Annotated in this window: 14 protein-coding genes; 12 read left to right on the top strand and 2 right to left on the bottom strand. The window is 41.5% G+C overall.

The genetic code is table 11. The features are described 5' to 3' along the window. Positions 1–27 precede the first annotated feature (27 nt). Positions 28–837: an amino acid ABC transporter substrate-binding protein gene (locus tag KJR31_RS04670; protein WP_214262300.1), complete on the bottom strand. Its 810-nt coding sequence runs from the start codon at positions 835–837 to the stop codon at positions 28–30. A 231-nt stretch (positions 838–1,068) separates the two neighbouring features. Here KJR31_RS04670 and KJR31_RS04665 point away from each other — a divergent pair, with 231 nt between their 5' ends. From KJR31_RS04665 to brnQ, 5 genes are all read left to right on the top strand, one after another. Then, positions 1,069–1,674 carry a nitroreductase family protein gene (locus KJR31_RS04665; RefSeq protein WP_214262299.1) on the top strand — a complete coding sequence of 202 codons (606 nt, stop codon included), beginning with the start codon at positions 1,069–1,071 and terminating at the stop codon, positions 1,672–1,674. 9 nt (positions 1,675–1,683) lie between these two features. After that, positions 1,684–3,084 carry a dipeptidase PepV gene (gene pepV / locus KJR31_RS04660; RefSeq protein ID WP_214262298.1) on the top strand — a complete coding sequence of 467 codons (1,401 nt, stop codon included), beginning with the start codon at positions 1,684–1,686 and terminating at the stop codon, positions 3,082–3,084. Between the two features lie 53 nt (positions 3,085–3,137). Continuing rightward, positions 3,138–3,722 (top strand): uracil-DNA glycosylase family protein, encoded by a 585-nt coding sequence (locus KJR31_RS04655; RefSeq protein WP_214262297.1) that lies wholly within the window; start codon positions 3,138–3,140, stop codon positions 3,720–3,722. A gap of 2 nt (positions 3,723–3,724) precedes the next feature. Next, positions 3,725–4,006, top strand: coding sequence for a rhodanese-like domain-containing protein (locus tag KJR31_RS04650; RefSeq protein WP_214262296.1), 282 nt, complete (start codon positions 3,725–3,727; stop codon positions 4,004–4,006). A 164-nt stretch (positions 4,007–4,170) separates the two neighbouring features. Continuing rightward, the gene (gene brnQ / locus KJR31_RS04645; RefSeq protein ID WP_214262295.1) at positions 4,171–5,496 is read left to right on the top strand and encodes a branched-chain amino acid transport system II carrier protein; all 1,326 of its coding nucleotides are present in this window, start codon (positions 4,171–4,173) and stop codon (positions 5,494–5,496) included. A gap of 38 nt (positions 5,497–5,534) precedes the next feature. Here brnQ and KJR31_RS04640 read toward each other — a convergent pair whose 3' ends face one another. After that, on the bottom strand, positions 5,535–6,071 hold the full coding sequence (locus tag KJR31_RS04640; RefSeq protein ID WP_214262294.1) for a DUF1307 domain-containing protein: 537 nt from the start codon (positions 6,069–6,071) through the stop codon (positions 5,535–5,537). Between the two features lie 133 nt (positions 6,072–6,204). On the opposite strand from KJR31_RS04640, the gene KJR31_RS04635 reads away from it, so the two are divergent. The 7 genes from KJR31_RS04635 to KJR31_RS04605 all read left to right on the top strand — a co-directional run bounded on the left by KJR31_RS04635 (position 6,205) and on the right by KJR31_RS04605 (position 14,579). Beyond that, positions 6,205–7,242 carry a M42 family metallopeptidase gene (locus KJR31_RS04635; protein ID WP_214262524.1) on the top strand — a complete coding sequence of 346 codons (1,038 nt, stop codon included), beginning with the start codon at positions 6,205–6,207 and terminating at the stop codon, positions 7,240–7,242. A 1-nt stretch (position 7,243) separates the two neighbouring features. After that, positions 7,244–7,714: an HIT family protein gene (locus KJR31_RS04630; RefSeq protein ID WP_214262293.1), complete on the top strand. Its 471-nt coding sequence runs from the start codon at positions 7,244–7,246 to the stop codon at positions 7,712–7,714. Between the two features lie 3 nt (positions 7,715–7,717). Beyond that, complete coding sequence (gene ldcB / locus KJR31_RS04625; RefSeq protein WP_214262292.1) at positions 7,718–8,434, top strand: LD-carboxypeptidase LdcB/DacB; 717 nt, start codon at positions 7,718–7,720, stop codon at positions 8,432–8,434. A gap of 276 nt (positions 8,435–8,710) precedes the next feature. Then, positions 8,711–9,757: a phenylalanine--tRNA ligase subunit alpha gene (gene pheS, locus KJR31_RS04620; RefSeq protein ID WP_214262291.1), complete on the top strand. Its 1,047-nt coding sequence runs from the start codon at positions 8,711–8,713 to the stop codon at positions 9,755–9,757. A gap of 131 nt (positions 9,758–9,888) precedes the next feature. Continuing rightward, positions 9,889–12,294 (top strand): phenylalanine--tRNA ligase subunit beta, encoded by a 2,406-nt coding sequence (pheT, locus tag KJR31_RS04615; RefSeq protein ID WP_214262290.1) that lies wholly within the window; start codon positions 9,889–9,891, stop codon positions 12,292–12,294. A 195-nt stretch (positions 12,295–12,489) separates the two neighbouring features. Continuing rightward, positions 12,490–13,383: an ABC transporter ATP-binding protein gene (locus tag KJR31_RS04610; protein WP_214262289.1), complete on the top strand. Its 894-nt coding sequence runs from the start codon at positions 12,490–12,492 to the stop codon at positions 13,381–13,383. Then, positions 13,380–14,579 carry an ABC transporter permease gene (locus KJR31_RS04605; protein ID WP_214262288.1) on the top strand — a complete coding sequence of 400 codons (1,200 nt, stop codon included), beginning with the start codon at positions 13,380–13,382 and terminating at the stop codon, positions 14,577–14,579. The genes KJR31_RS04610 and KJR31_RS04605 overlap by 4 nt, the downstream gene beginning before the upstream one ends. Positions 14,580–14,756: the final 177 nt, after the last annotated feature.

Below are 14,756 nucleotides of genomic sequence, written 5' to 3'. Positions count from 1 at the left end.
GGACTAGCCAATCGTTTTTAATATATCTTATTGTAATTCAGATGCATCTGGTAGGTAAGAACCACCGAGATAGGTCTTGCTGAGTTTCTCAAGGGTTCCGTCTTTGTAGAGTTCTTTGAGAACCTTGTCAAATTGTTCTTTAAATTCTTTTTCATCGCTTGCGAAGATAATGTAGTTATTTGGATTGTCATTGCTCTCCAAGTCAACTACGTTCAAGTCTAAGCCACGGTCTTGGATAATTTTTTGAACAGAAATTTTATCAAAGATTAGGAAATCAAACTCACCATTTGATAGGTCAGTAAGACGTTTAGCCACATCTTCACCAGAGTATTGGATGGTTGCAGGGTTGTCGGAATGGCTTTGATTCCAGTCCGTAACAACCTTGGCAGTAGAAGTTCCAGTGTCATCCTGGGTTGTTTTACCAGCGATATCTTGAAGAGAAGTAAGAGCCTTGTCTTTTCTGCTCACAAGCACCAAAGGATTTTTAGCAATTGGGAGTGAGTAGAGGTATTTGTCGGCTCTCTCTTTGGTATAGCTCAAGTTATTGGCAGCAGATTGGTAACGACCAGCATCAACTCCAGGGAAGATGCTCTCCCAAGCAGTTTTTTGAAATTCAATCTTGTATTGGTCCAATTTTTCATCAATCGCTTTTAAAACTTCAACATCATATCCAGTTAGTTTACCATCTTGTTCAAAGTCAAAAGGTGGAATATCTCCGGCAGTGGCTACGACAATGGTTTTAGGGCTAGCAGTGGAGGTTGAAGTGCTTTCCTGTTTGGCTTGTCCACAGGCAACCAATAAGGGACTGATGGCTAAGAATAAGAATAATTTTTTCATAAGAGTCTCCTTTACTTAATGGTATCTAGCTTACCAGACAATCAATCAAATATCCAATATATATTTTTTATAGAGGCGATAGAAAAATATTATAATTTCCAGTTTGAATTTGTCATCTAAAAGTCAACTCAAATCAGAAAAAGATAATTTAGTTCACGAATGAAAAATCTCTGCAAGCTCTTTCAGAATGTGGTAAAATGGAAGCAGTAGAAATAGAAAAGGAACTTGCTTATGAAATTTCTTGAGTTAAATAAAAAACGTCATGCGACTAAGCATTTTATTGATAAACCTGTTGATCCCAAGGATGTTCGAACAGCTATTGAAATCGCGACCTTGGCACCGAGCGCTCACAACAGTCAGCCTTGGAAGTTTGTCGTGGTTCGGGAGAAAAATGCTGAACTAGCAAAATTGGCTTACGGTTCAAACTTTGAGCAAGTCGCAACTGCCCCTGTAACCATTGCCTTGTTTACAGATACTGACCTAGCTAAACGTGCTCGCAAGATTGCCCGTGTTGGTGGAGCAAAGAACTTCTCAGAAGAACAGCTTCAGTACTTTATGAAAAATCTTCCAGCAGAGTTTGCGCGTTATAATGAACAACAAGTTAGTGACTATTTAGCCCTTAATGCAGGATTGGTTGCGATGAACTTGGTCCTTGCATTGACTGACCAGGGAATCGGTTCAAACATTATCCTTGGTTTTGATAAATCAAAAGCCAATGAAGTCTTGGAAATCGAAGAACGCTTCCGTCCAGAGCTCTTGATCACAGTAGGATACACAGACGAGAAGTTGGAACCAAGCTACCGCTTACCAGTAGATGAAATTATCGAAAAAAGATAGGAAGAAAACATGACAACAATTGATTTTACAGCAGAAGTAGAAAAACGCAAAGAAGCTCTCTTGGCTGACTTGTTTAGCCTTTTGGAAATTAATTCAGAACGCGATGACAGCAAGGCAGATGCTCAGCATCCATTTGGACCTGGTCCAGTAAAAGCTTTGGAGAAATTCCTTGAAATCGCAGACCGTGATGGTTATCCAACAAAAAATGTCGACAACTATGCAGGACATTTTGAGTTTGGTCAAGGGGAAGAAGTTCTTGGAATCTTTGCCCATATGGACGTAGTACCAGCAGGTAGCGGTTGGGACACTGATCCATACACTCCAACTATCAAAGATGGCCGTCTCTATGCTCGTGGAGCGTCAGATGACAAGGGACCAACTACAGCATGTTACTATGGTTTGAAAATCATCAAGGAACTTGGCCTTCCAACTTCTAAAAAAGTTCGCTTTATTGTCGGAACGGATGAAGAATCAGGTTGGGCAGACATGGACTACTACTTTGAACATGTAGGACTTGCGAAGCCAGACTTTGGTTTCTCTCCAGATGCTGAATTCCCAATCATTAATGGTGAAAAAGGGAATATCACAGAATACCTCCATTTTGCCGGTGAAAATACAGGTGCAGCTCGTCTTCGCAGCTTCACAGGTGGTTTGCGTGAAAATATGGTCCCTGAGTCAGCAACAGCAGTCGTTTCAGGAGACTTGGCTGATTTGCAAGCGAAACTAGATGCCTTTGTTGCAGAGCACAAGCTTAGAGGAGAAATTCAAGAAGAGAACGGCAAGTACAAGGTTACAATTATCGGTAAATCTGCTCACGGTGCTATGCCTGCTTCAGGTGTCAATGGTGCGACTTACCTTGCTCTCTTCCTTAGCCAGTTTGCCTTTGAAGGGCCTGCAAAAGACTACCTTGACATTGCTGGTAAGATTCTCTTGAATGACCACGAAGGGAAGAACTTGAAAGTTGCTCATGTGGATGAAAAGATGGGTGCCCTTTCTATGAATGCTGGTGTCTTCCGCTTTGACGAAGCAAGTGATGACAATACCATTGCCCTCAACTTCCGTTATCCAAAAGGAACAAACCCAGAGCAAATCAAGTCAGTTCTTGAAAACTTGCCTGTTGCTTCAGTGAGCTTGTCAGAACACGGACATACACCTCACTATGTACCAATGGAAGATCCACTTGTCCAAACCTTGTTGAGCGTGTATGAAAAACAAACAGGTCTTCAAGGGCATGAACAAGTCATCGGGGGCGGAACCTTTGGTCGTCTCTTGGAACGTGGTGTAGCCTATGGAGCTATGTTCCCAGACTCTATCGATACTATGCACCAAGCCAATGAATTTATCGCCTTGGACGATCTCTTCCGTGCAGCAGCCATCTATGCTGAAGCTATTTACGAATTGATCAAATAATGCTATAGAAGTCTGAGATTGTATGCTTGGACTTCTTTTTGGAGGGAAAACAGATGTCTCAAATCGAAAGAATTAAGAAAGCCATCATGGCGGATCCACAAAATGCCAGTTATACCGAGAAAGGTATTGAACCTCTATTTGCAGCCCCAAAGACAGCTCGTATCAACATCATTGGACAAGCACCTGGACTCAAAACCCAAGAAGCAGGACTTTACTGGAAGGATAAAAGTGGCGATCGCCTGCGAGATTGGTTGGGTGTGGATGAGGATACCTTTTACAATTCAGGTTATTTTGCAGTCATGCCCATGGATTTCTACTTTCCAGGACATGGGAAATCCGGTGACTTACCACCTAGACCTGGTTTTGCAGAAAAGTGGCACCCTAAAATTTTGAAAGAATTACCAGATATTCAGTTGACACTTTTGATTGGGCAGTATGCTCAGGCTTACTATCTGCATGAGAAAGTCAGTGGAAAGGTAACAGATCGTGTCCATCGATTTAAAGAGTATTTGCCAGATTATTTCCCTCTGGTACACCCATCACCTCGTAACCAAATCTGGATGAAGAAAAATCCGTGGTTTGAGGAAGAAGTCTTACCTGACTTGAAAGCTAGAATTCAAAAAATTCTTGGAGAATAAAAATGAAAGAAATTACTTTTAATGATTTTTACCAACTATACCAGAAAGAGTCGCTTTCTGTATTAGATGTGAGAGAAGTAGAGGAATTTGAGACTCTTCACTTGGAAGGCGCTCGTAATTTCCCTCTCAGCCAACTAGCTGATACTTATAAACAACTAGACAAGGATAACCTTTACTACGTGATTTGTAAATCAGGAATGCGTTCAGCACGCGCTTGTCAATTTTTAGCAGAACAAGGCTATGAGGTTATTAATGTTCTAGGTGGCATGGATGCCTTAGAATAAGAAAAATTTCCTTCGAGACCTTTACAAATGAGAAAGGAATCGAAGGATGTTTTTGTACTAAAATTCCGAAAATTGAAAACATTTTAGAATTATTTCGAGATAGCCTTTTCAAGCCTTTAAACATGTTATACTAAGAAAGTATTTTAATTTTATAAGGAGAGTTTATGGCTAAAAAAGGTGCTTTAACAGGATTGCTCCTGTTTGGAATATTTTTTGGAGCAGGTAACTTGATTTTCCCTCCAACTCTGGGTGCACAGTCTGGAGGTAACTTCCTCCCTGCCATTGCAGGATTTGTATTTTCGGGTGTCGGGATTGCCGTCTTAACCTTGATTATCGGGACCCTGAATCCAAAGGGTTATATCTATGAAATTTCTAAGAAAATTTCCCCATGGTTTGCGACAGTTTATCTAGCAGCCTTGTACTTGTCGATTGGTCCATTCTTTGCGATTCCGCGTACAGCAACAACATCGTTTGAAGTTGGGATAAGTCCACTTTTGGATCAAGCAGATAAAAGTCTAGGTTTGATAATTTTTACGGTTCTTTACTTTGTTGCAGCCTATCTCATTTCGCTGAATCCTTCAAAGATTTTGGATCGTATCGGTCGTGTCTTGACGCCAGTTTTTGCCCTCTTAATCGTTGTTCTCGTCATCCTTGGGGCCTTTAAATATGGTGGAAATGCACCACAAGTGGCTTCAGGAGCTTATCAGGCTTCAGCATTTGGAGCAGGATTCCTTGAAGGATATAACACTCTAGATGCTCTTGCTTCTGTTGCCTTCAGTGTAATCGCGGTTCAAACCATGAAACAACTTGGATTTTCAAGTAAAAAAGAATATATTTCAACTATTTGGGTAGTCGGAATTGTCGTTGCAATTGGATTTAGTGCCCTTTACATCGGCTTAGGTTTCCTTGGAAATCACTTCCCAGTAACAGAAGAAGCGATGAAGAGTGGGACTCCAGGAGTTTATATCTTGTCGCAAGCGACCCAAGAAATCTTTGGTTCTACTGCTCAGATTTTCCTTGCAGCTATGGTAACCGTTACTTGTTTTACAACGACTGTAGGGTTGATTGTATCGACTGCTGAGTTCTTTAATGGACGCTTCCCACAAATCAGCTATAAAGTTTATGCGACCGTCTTTACCTTGATTGGTTTTGCCATCGCAAATCTTGGTTTGAGTGCCATTATCAAGTACTCTGTTCCTGTTCTTGTTGTCTTATATCCTATCACGATGGCCATTGTCATGATTGTGATTGTGAACAAGTTTTTCGCTCTTTCTAAACCAGGCATGCAACTAACTGTTGCTATTGTTACAGCTATTGCCATTGCAAGTGTTTTAGGATCTACATTTAAGATTGAGGTCCTTGCAAACATCGTGAACGTTTTGCCATTTGCTAAGGCTTCATTGCCGTGGTTAGTGCCAGCGATTGTTGGAATCTTACTATCTCTTGTTCTTCCAAATAAGCAAAAGAGTGAACCTTTTGAGATGGAATAAAAAAACCTTGGCTTATGCCAAGGTTTTTTCAATTCCTCTTAGTTCGTTTGTTCTTTATAACCATGTTCTGTTAACATTTTCTTAGAGGCTTTAAAACTTACATTTTTTCCAACGCCTGAGTATTCTTCTGGTAAAGCTTTTCTAAGTTCGTCTATACTTGCAACTGAAAGGTCGATTTCAAGGTCTTGAACGACTTTACCGTCTTTAATCTCGACTGATAAAGTAACACCTTTGAGTCCTTTGTATCCTTTGTAGGTTTCTTCAATTAGGTTTTTTAAATCATCTGCATTATTGTTTAGGGCTTCAGGATCAGCAACGTTATGAGCGGTTTGTTTCACAACGTTATCACCGTCAACTGTATAGGTCAATGTTGACTGGATGCCTGGCTGAGAGTCATTTACAAAAGTAACAGTTTTTAGTTCGGATTTCTTTTCAGTTGTTTCAGCTTCAGTATTTTTTACCTCAGTTGTCTCTGCTTTTGAAGAGTTCGAAGTTGTTGATGCTTGTTTTGAACATCCCAACAAGAATGCCAACGGTAAGGCTAAGAGAAGTGTCGTTTTAAAATATTTGTTCATATTATTTCCTTTCATCATAAGAACTTTTTTTCATTATACCATAAAATACTTTTGCAATCAAAGTATAATCGTTTTTCCTTTTTGCACATACTAAAATGGGAAAAGTGATATAATGGTAGCAAGAGGTGAAGAAATGAATCAAACTGTAGAATATATTAAAGAACTAACTGCTATCGCATCCCCAACTGGTTTCACACGTGAAATTACGAATTATTTAGTTGAGACTCTTGAAAGACTAGGTTATCAACCAATTCGCACTGCTAAAGGTGGTGTTAATGTCACTGTTAAAGGTAAAAATGATGACAAACAACGTTATGTAACTGCCCATGTGGATACCTTGGGGGCTATTGTTCGTGCTGTTAAACCAGACGGTCGTCTCAAAATGGACCGTATCGGTGGCTATCCTTGGAATATGATTGAAGGAGAAAACTGTACGGTTCATGTAGCAAGTACAGGGAAAACTGTTTCAGGTACCATCTTGATCCACCAGACTTCTTGCCATGTCTACAAGGACGCTGGAACTGCTGAACGTACGCAAGACAATATGGAAGTTCGTTTGGATGAAAAAGTGACCAATGAAAAAGAAACACGCGCACTTGGTATTGAGGTTGGTGACTTTATCAGCTTTGATCCACGAACTGTCGTAACTGAGACAGGATTTATCAAATCGCGTCATTTGGATGATAAGGTCAGTGCAGCTATCCTTCTCAATCTCCTTAAGGTCTACAAAGAAGAAGGAGTTGAACTTCCTGTCACTACACATTTTGCTTTTTCAGTCTTTGAGGAAGTGGGGCATGGTGCTAACTCAAGTATTCCTAGTCAAGTTGTCGAATATCTAGCAGTAGATATGGGAGCAATGGGAGATGACCAGCAGACGGATGAATACACAGTGTCTATCTGTGTCAAAGATGCTTCAGGCCCTTACCACTATGAATTCCGTCAACATTTGGTTGCCTTAGCAAAAGACCAAGACATTCCATTTAAATTAGATATCTATCCATTTTACGGTTCGGATGCTTCTGCAGCTATGTCAGCTGGAGCAGAAGTCAAACACGCTCTTCTCGGAGCTGGGATTGAATCTAGCCATTCATACGAACGCACCCATATCGATTCTGTCGTAGCAACTGAACGCATGGTAGACGCTTATCTAAAGAGTGACTTGGTGGACTGATATGTGTTTGATTTGTCAACGAATTGATCTAATAAAATCTGGTGATAATCCCTACTTTGTAAAAGAACTGGAAACAGGCTATGTTGTCATCGGAGACCACCAGTATTTTGAAGGCTACACTTTATTCTTAGCCAAAGAACATGTCACAGAATTACATCATCTAGATCCAAGTGTCAGACTTCAATTTTTAGAGGAAATGAGTCTGGTGCAGGAAGCTGTTTCTAAAGCTTTTTCTGCTGAAAAGATGAATGTAGAGTTGTTAGGAAATGGAGATGCACATGCCCACTGGCATATTTTTCCGAGACGAGAGGGTGATATGAAGGGACACGGTCTTAATGGTCGTGGTCCAGTTTGGTGGGTTCCATGGGATGAAATGGTTGCTGAAGAATATCAGGTTAAGGGAAGCAAATTAGAAGGTTTGATTGCTACCTTATCTGATACTTTAGACCAAATGATAGAGATGAAAGGATAAAGAATGAAAAAAAGATACCTTGTATTATCAGGATTTCTAGCCTTGACATTGGCAGCTTGTTCACAAGAAAAATCGGCGACTTCTGACTCAAAAGCTTCTTCAGAGCAATCAACTGTACAAGAAGGAACTGTCGGCAGTCAATCTCAGGACGCTAGTCAAAAGAAAGCAGAAGTGGTTGACAAAGGAGATCACTACAGCATTCAAGGGAAGTACGATGAGATTGTAGTCGCGAATAAGCATTATCCTATGTCCAAAGACTATAATCCTGGAGAAAATCCTACAGCTAAAGCTCAGCTGATGAAACTCATTAAAGGAATGCAGGAAGCAGGTTTTCCAATTAGCGACCACTATAGTGGTTTTAGAAGTTATGAAACTCAAACTCAACTTTACCAAGATTATGTAAATAAAGATGGCAAGGCTGAAGCTGATCGCTATTCAGCAAGACCAGGTTATAGTGAACACCAAACTGGACTGGCTTTTGACCTTATTGGAACAAATGGAGATCTAGTCACTGAAGAAAAGGCAGCCCAATGGCTCTTAGATCATGCTGCTGACTATGGCTTTGTCGTTCGTTACCTCAAAGGTAAGGAAAAAGAAACAGGCTATATGGCTGAAGAATGGCACCTTCGTTATGTCGGAAAAGAAGCCAAAGAAATTGCTGCAAGTGGCCTCAGTTTAGAAGAGTATTATGGCTTTGAAGGTGGGGACTATGTTGATTAGTCGTAAAACATCTTGCAAGAATGTTTGAAATTTGATAAAATGAATATTAATTAAATAGGAATCTGCAAGACTAGTATCTCAGGAGAAGTATATCAGGGAGGAGAGCCGTGACTGAAAGCTCTCTATATGAAAGCTGGGTGAATTCACTTGCCTATGGATTCAGAAATAAAGGTCTGACTTGTCAGATAAAAACGGATGGTACCGCGTGTCAACGCTCCGAGTGGAGTTTTTGGCATGTGGTTTTCTTTTTATCTACGAGAGACTGATGGAGGAATTATGTCAACTATTGAAGAACAATTAAAAGCGCTTCGTGAAGAGACGCTAGCAAGCTTGAAGCAGATTACTGCTGAAAATGAAAAAGAAATGCAAGAATTGCGCGTCTCTGTCCTTGGTAAAAAAGGTTCTCTTACTGAAATTCTTAAAGGGATGAAAGATGTTTCAGCTGAAATGCGCCCTGTTATCGGAAAACACGTTAATGAAGCACGTGATGTTTTGACAGCTGCCTTTGAAGAAACAGCTAAGCTCTTGGAAGAAAAGAAAGTGGAAGCACAACTTGCCAGCGAGAGCATCGATGTGACGCTTCCAGGTCGCCCAGTTGCGACTGGTCACCGTCACGTTCTCACACAAACCAGTGAAGAAATCGAAGATATTTTCATCGGAATGGGTTACCAAGTCGTGGATGGATTTGAAGTTGAGCAAGACTACTATAACTTTGAACGTATGAACCTTCCAAAAGATCACCCAGCCCGTGATATGCAAGATACTTTCTATATCACTGAAGAAATCTTGCTTCGTACGCACACGTCTCCAGTTCAGGCGCGTGCTATGGATGCCCATGATTTTTCTAAAGGTCCTTTGAAGATGATCTCTCCAGGACGTGTATTCCGTCGTGATACGGACGATGCAACCCACAGTCACCAATTTCACCAAATCGAAGGTTTGGTTGTAGGGAAAAATATCTCTATGGCTGACCTTCAAGGAACGCTTCAGTTGATTGTGCAAAAGATGTTCGGTGAAGAGCGTCAAATCCGTCTTCGTCCATCTTATTTCCCATTCACAGAGCCATCTGTTGAGGTGGATGTTTCTTGCTTCAAGTGTGGTGGAGAAGGCTGTAACGTATGTAAGAAAACTGGTTGGATCGAGATTATGGGTGCAGGTATGGTTCACCCACGTGTCCTTGAAATGAGTGGTATCGATGCGACTGTTTACTCTGGATTTGCCTTTGGTCTTGGACAAGAGCGTGTAGCCATGCTCCGTTACGGAATCAACGATATCCGTGGCTTCTACCAAGGCGATGTCCGCTTTTCAGAACAGTTTAAATAAGATTGAAACCTGAAACACAATCCTAAACAGTCGTTCTTGTTTTCACATGGTATAGAAATAGAAATGACTGACTCGAAGAAAAAGAAAGGAATTGAAAAGGTCTTGCTTGGTGGGACCTTACAATCAGAATTATGTTAGTATCATACAAATGGTTAAAAGAATTGGTGGACATTGATGTGCCATCACAAGAGTTGGCTGAAAAAATGTCAACCACAGGGATTGAAGTAGAAGGTGTGGAATCGCCAGCTGCCGGTCTCTCAAAAATTGTCGTCGGAGAAGTCTTGTCTTGCGAAGATGTGCCAGAAACACACTTGCATGTCTGTCAAGTCAATGTGGGTGAAGAAGAAGCCCGCCAAATCGTCTGTGGAGCACCAAATGTGCGTACAGGCATCAAGGTTATGGTAGCTCTTCCGGGTGCTCGCATCGCGGATAACTACAAAATCAAAAAAGGGAAAATCCGTGGCTTAGAGTCACTAGGGATGATCTGTTCACTTGGTGAGTTGGGAATTTCTGACTCCGTTGTACCAAAGGAATTTGCTGATGGCATCCAAATCTTGCCAGATGATGCTGTTCCAGGTGAGGAAGTATTCTCATATCTCGACTTGGATGATGAAATCATCGAACTTTCAATCACACCAAACCGTGCAGATGCCCTTTCTATGCGTGGGGTTGCGTACGAAGTAGCAGCCATCTATGACAAGGCAGTCACCTTTAAAGAATTTACTTTAACAGAAACTACTGAAGCTGCAGCAGATGCTCTTTCTGTCAGCATTGACACAGATAAGGCACCATACTATGCAGCTCGTATCTTGGACAATGTGACCATCGCACCAAGTCCACAATGGTTGCAAAACCTCCTCATGAATGAGGGTATTCGTCCAATCAATAACGTGGTAGACGTGACCAACTATATCTTGCTCTACTTTGGTCAACCCATGCATGCCTTCGACTTGGATACCTTTGAAGGATCTGATATCCGTGTGCGTGAAGCGCGTGCTGGTGAAAAATTGGTGACCTTGGATGGGGAAGAACGTGACTTGGAAGCAACTGACTTAGTCATCACTGTTGCTGACAAACCAGTAGCCCTTGCAGGTGTTATGGGTGGTCAGGCTACAGAAATCTCTGAAAAATCTACTCGTGTTGTTCTTGAAGCAGCTGTCTTCAATGGCAAATCAATCCGTAAGACTAGCGGTCGCCTCAACCTTCGTTCAGAGTCTTCTTCTCGCTTTGAAAAAGGTATCAATGTGGCAACCGTTAATGAAGCCCTTGATGCGGCAGCGAGCATGATTGCTGAATTGGCCGGTGCGACTGTTCGTAAAGGTATCGTTTCAGCAGGACAGTTGGATACTTCTGATGTAGAAGTTTCTTCAACCCTTGCAGACGTTAACCGTGTCCTTGGTACGGAGCTTTCATACGCTGATGTAGAAGATGTCTTCCGTCGTCTTGGATTTGGTCTTTCTGGAAATGCTGAAAGCTTTACTGTCAGCGTGCCACGTCGCCGTTGGGATATCACTATCGAGGCGGATCTCTTTGAAGAAATCGCTCGTATCTATGGTTATGACCGCTTGCCAACTAGTCTTCCAAAAGATGATGGGACAGCCGGTGAATTGACTGCGACTCAAAAATTACGTCGTAAAGTTCGCACCATTGCTGAAGGTGCTGGATTGACTGAAATCATCACCTACGCTCTGACAACTCCTGAAAAAGCGGTTGAGTTCACTGTTCAACCAAGTCATTTGACAGAACTTATGTGGCCAATGACCGTGGACCGTTCAGTCCTCCGTCAAAATATGGTTTCAGGTATTTTGGATACAGTTGCCTACAACGTAGCTCGTAAGAACAAAGACTTGGCTCTCTACGAGATCGGAAAAGTCTTCGAGCAAACGGGTAATCCAAAGGAGGACTTGCCAAACGAAATCAACAGCTTTGCTTTTGCATTGACTGGTTTAGTTGCTGAAAAAGACTTCCAAACACCAGCAGTCCCTGTTGATTTCTTCTATGCCAAGGGAATTTTGGAAGCCCTCTTTGCTCGCTTGGGTCTTGAGGTGACTTATACAGCAACGCAAGAAATTAAGAGCCTCCACCCAGGACGTACAGCCTTGATTTCACTCGGTGACCAAGTTCTTGGTTTCCTCGGTCAAGTGCATCCAGTTACGGCCAAGGCTTATGATATTCCAGAGACTTATGTAGCTGAGCTTAACCTTTCAGCTATCGAAGCAGCCCTTCAACCAGCTGCTCCATTTGTGGAAATTACCAAGTTCCCAGCGGTGAGTCGTGATATCGCCCTTCTCCTCAAAGCTGAAGTCACTCACCAAGATGTAGTTGATGCCATCAAAGCTGCGGGTGTGAAACGCTTGACAGACATTAAACTCTTTGACGTCTTCTCAGGTGAAAAACTAGGTCTTGGTATGAAGTCTATGGCTTATAGCTTGACCTTCCAAAATCCAGAAGATAGCTTGACTGACGAAGAAGTCGCACGCTACATGGAAAAAATTCAAGCATCACTTGAAGAAAAAGTCCATGCGGAAGTACGCTAAAAACCTAAAAACCATCCCTAGGGATGGTTTTTTTATTTTTGTAAATGCCTAATATTGGAAAGAAGAATAAGGTTGAATCTGATTCGTTTTGAGATAAAAAATTCCTAGTAAATTCTACTAATAAAAATGTACATAAATCCTTGTAATGGCTAAAAAAAGGAGTATAATGAGGGTAAGATGAGTAGGAGGTGGCATATGTTAGAAGTCCGCAATCTTGAAAAAAGTTTTGGTCCTAAACAAGTTCTATTTGGTATAGATTTCCAAGCACGCCCAGGGCGTATTTTAGGTCTAGTTGGAAAAAATGGAGCAGGAAAGACCACTATTTTCCATAGTATTTTGAAATTTTTAGAGTATCAAGGTGAGATACAGTTTGATGGCCAGGCAATTCGTCAGGAAACCTATGCTCGGATTGGTTATCTACCAGAAGAACGTAGTCTCATGCCTAAGTTGACAGTTCTTGAACAAGTGCGTTATTTGGCAACCCTAAAAGGCATGGATGCAAAAGAAGTCAAAGAAAAACTTCCTCAATGGATGGAGAAGCTGGAAGTAAAGGGAAAATTGACAGACAAGATTAAGAGCCTCTCAAAAGGGAATCAACAAAAAATCCAGCTGATTATTACTTTAATGCATGAACCAGATTTGATTATCCTTGATGAACCCTTCAGTGGTTTGGATCCAGTCAATACCGAATTGCTTAAGCAGGTTATCCTGAAAGAAAAAGAACGTGGTGCAACCATTATTTTTTCAGATCATGTCATGACTAATGTCGAAGAGCTATGTGATGATATCCTTATGATTCGTGATGGGCGTGTCGTCTTGCATGGACCAGTCCAAGATGTTCGTAATCAATACGGCAAAACGCGACTCTTTGTTGCAAGTGAAAAGAGTCAGGAAGACTTGGAAAAACTCCCACATGTCATTCATGCTAGCTTAACCAAGCAGGGGATTTGGAAGCTCATCCTAGATGATGAGAATGCTGGACAAGAGCTCTTTGCTATCTTGACTCAAGGACACTATATTGCGACCTTTGACCAGCAAGCTCCGACAATTGATGAAATCTTTAAACTAGAATCAGGGGTGGAAGTATGAGAAATATGTTGGTTGTAATCAAAGAAACTTATCTACGTCATGTCAAATCCTGGAGTTTCTTCTTTATGGTAATCTCGCCTTTTCTCTTTATAGGCTTGTCTGGCGGAATTGGCTATCTCCAAGGTTCCTCTCTGGCTCAGAATAATAAGGTGGCAGTAGTTAGTTCGGTGCCTGCTGTCACAGAGAGTCTTAAATCGACCAATGGCATTAATTTTGACTATAAGGATGAAGCAAGCGCCCAAGAAGCTGTCAAGGATGAAAAAATCAAGGGCTATCTAACGATTGACCAAGAAGGTAGTGTCCTCAAGGCAGTCTATCACGGTGAAACCTCACTTGAAAGTGGTATAAAGTTAGCTGTGACAACTAAGTTGAATGAGCTCCAATACCAACTCAATCGTTCGGAGGCGCATTTATCCCAGGAACAGGAACAACACTTGGCACAAACGATTCAATTCACAGAGCAGATTGATGAAGCTAAGGAAAGTAAAAAGATGGTACAAACCTTTGCGGCGGCTGGACTGGGCTTCTTCCTTTATATGATCTTGATTACTTATGCCAGTGTCACTGCTCAAGAGGTAGCCAGTGAAAAAGGGACAAAAATTATGGAAGTGGTCTTCTCAAGTATTCGTGCTAGTCACTACTTTTACGCACGTATGATTGCCTTGCTTCTTGTCATTTTGACTCATATTGGTATTTATGTTGTAGGCGGACTTGGAGCAATTTTATTCTTTAAAGATATGCCTATCTTGGCCAATTCAGGTATTCTAAGCCACTTGGGAGAAGCTTTTTCGGTCAATACCTTGTTGTTTGTCTTGGTCAGTCTCTTTATGTATGTGGTCTTGGCAGCCTTTCTGGGTTCTATGGTTTCCCGCCCTGAAGATGCAGGAAAGGCCTTATCTCCGTTGATGATTTTGATAATAGCTGGTTTTGTTGGCGTTACTGCCCTAGGCGCTGCAGGAGACAATTTGATTTTGAAAATTGGATCTTATATCCCATTCATCTCAACCTTCTTTATGCCTTTCAGAGCTATTAATGGTTATGCAACTAGTTTAGAAGCATGGATTTCGCTTGCAATAACAGTTGTATTCGCCGTAACGGCAACAGCCTTTATAGGACGGATGTATGCCAGCCTAGTCCTCCAAACAGATGATCTAGGTGTCTGGAAAACCTTTAAACGAGCTTTAAGCTATAAATAAAGTAGCGGACCTGTGAGTGTATCTCCCAGGTCTTATATACTCTTCGAAAATCAAATTCAAACCACGTCAGCGTCGCCTTGCCGTACTCAAGTACAGCCTGTGGCTAGCTTCCTAGTTTGCTCTTTGATTTTCATTGAGTATTAATTAGCTGAAATATTTCACATGAATTTCTTCTAA

The sequence above is a fragment of the Streptococcus infantis genome, from assembly GCF_018499575.1.
Taxonomy (GTDB): domain Bacteria; phylum Bacillota; class Bacilli; order Lactobacillales; family Streptococcaceae; genus Streptococcus; species Streptococcus infantis_K.
The sequence above is the reverse complement of the archived record's forward strand: the minus strand, read 5'-3'. Positions and strand labels throughout refer to the sequence as shown.

What these genes read in the sequence shown, in the direction of transcription:
- KJR31_RS04605 (WP_214262288.1), top strand. Translation starts at nt 13,380, where the DNA reads ATGAGAAATATGTTGGTTGTAATCAAAGAAACTTATCTACGTCATGTC.
- brnQ (WP_214262295.1), top strand. Translation starts at nt 4,171, where the DNA reads ATGGCTAAAAAAGGTGCTTTAACAGGATTGCTCCTGTTTGGAATATTT.
- KJR31_RS04640 (WP_214262294.1), bottom strand. Translation starts at nt 6,071, where the DNA reads ATGAACAAATATTTTAAAACGACACTTCTCTTAGCCTTACCGTTGGCA.
- KJR31_RS04665 (WP_214262299.1), top strand. Translation starts at nt 1,069, where the DNA reads ATGAAATTTCTTGAGTTAAATAAAAAACGTCATGCGACTAAGCATTTT.
- KJR31_RS04670 (WP_214262300.1), bottom strand. Translation starts at nt 837, where the DNA reads ATGAAAAAATTATTCTTATTCTTAGCCATCAGTCCCTTATTGGTTGCC.
- pheT (WP_214262290.1), top strand. Translation starts at nt 9,889, where the DNA reads ATGTTAGTATCATACAAATGGTTAAAAGAATTGGTGGACATTGATGTG.
- KJR31_RS04655 (WP_214262297.1), top strand. Translation starts at nt 3,138, where the DNA reads ATGTCTCAAATCGAAAGAATTAAGAAAGCCATCATGGCGGATCCACAA.
- pheS (WP_214262291.1), top strand. Translation starts at nt 8,711, where the DNA reads ATGTCAACTATTGAAGAACAATTAAAAGCGCTTCGTGAAGAGACGCTA.
- KJR31_RS04650 (WP_214262296.1), top strand. Translation starts at nt 3,725, where the DNA reads ATGAAAGAAATTACTTTTAATGATTTTTACCAACTATACCAGAAAGAG.
- KJR31_RS04610 (WP_214262289.1), top strand. Translation starts at nt 12,490, where the DNA reads ATGTTAGAAGTCCGCAATCTTGAAAAAAGTTTTGGTCCTAAACAAGTT.
- KJR31_RS04630 (WP_214262293.1), top strand. Translation starts at nt 7,244, where the DNA reads ATGTGTTTGATTTGTCAACGAATTGATCTAATAAAATCTGGTGATAAT.
- KJR31_RS04635 (WP_214262524.1), top strand. Translation starts at nt 6,205, where the DNA reads ATGAATCAAACTGTAGAATATATTAAAGAACTAACTGCTATCGCATCC.
- ldcB (WP_214262292.1), top strand. Translation starts at nt 7,718, where the DNA reads ATGAAAAAAAGATACCTTGTATTATCAGGATTTCTAGCCTTGACATTG.
- pepV (WP_214262298.1), top strand. Translation starts at nt 1,684, where the DNA reads ATGACAACAATTGATTTTACAGCAGAAGTAGAAAAACGCAAAGAAGCT.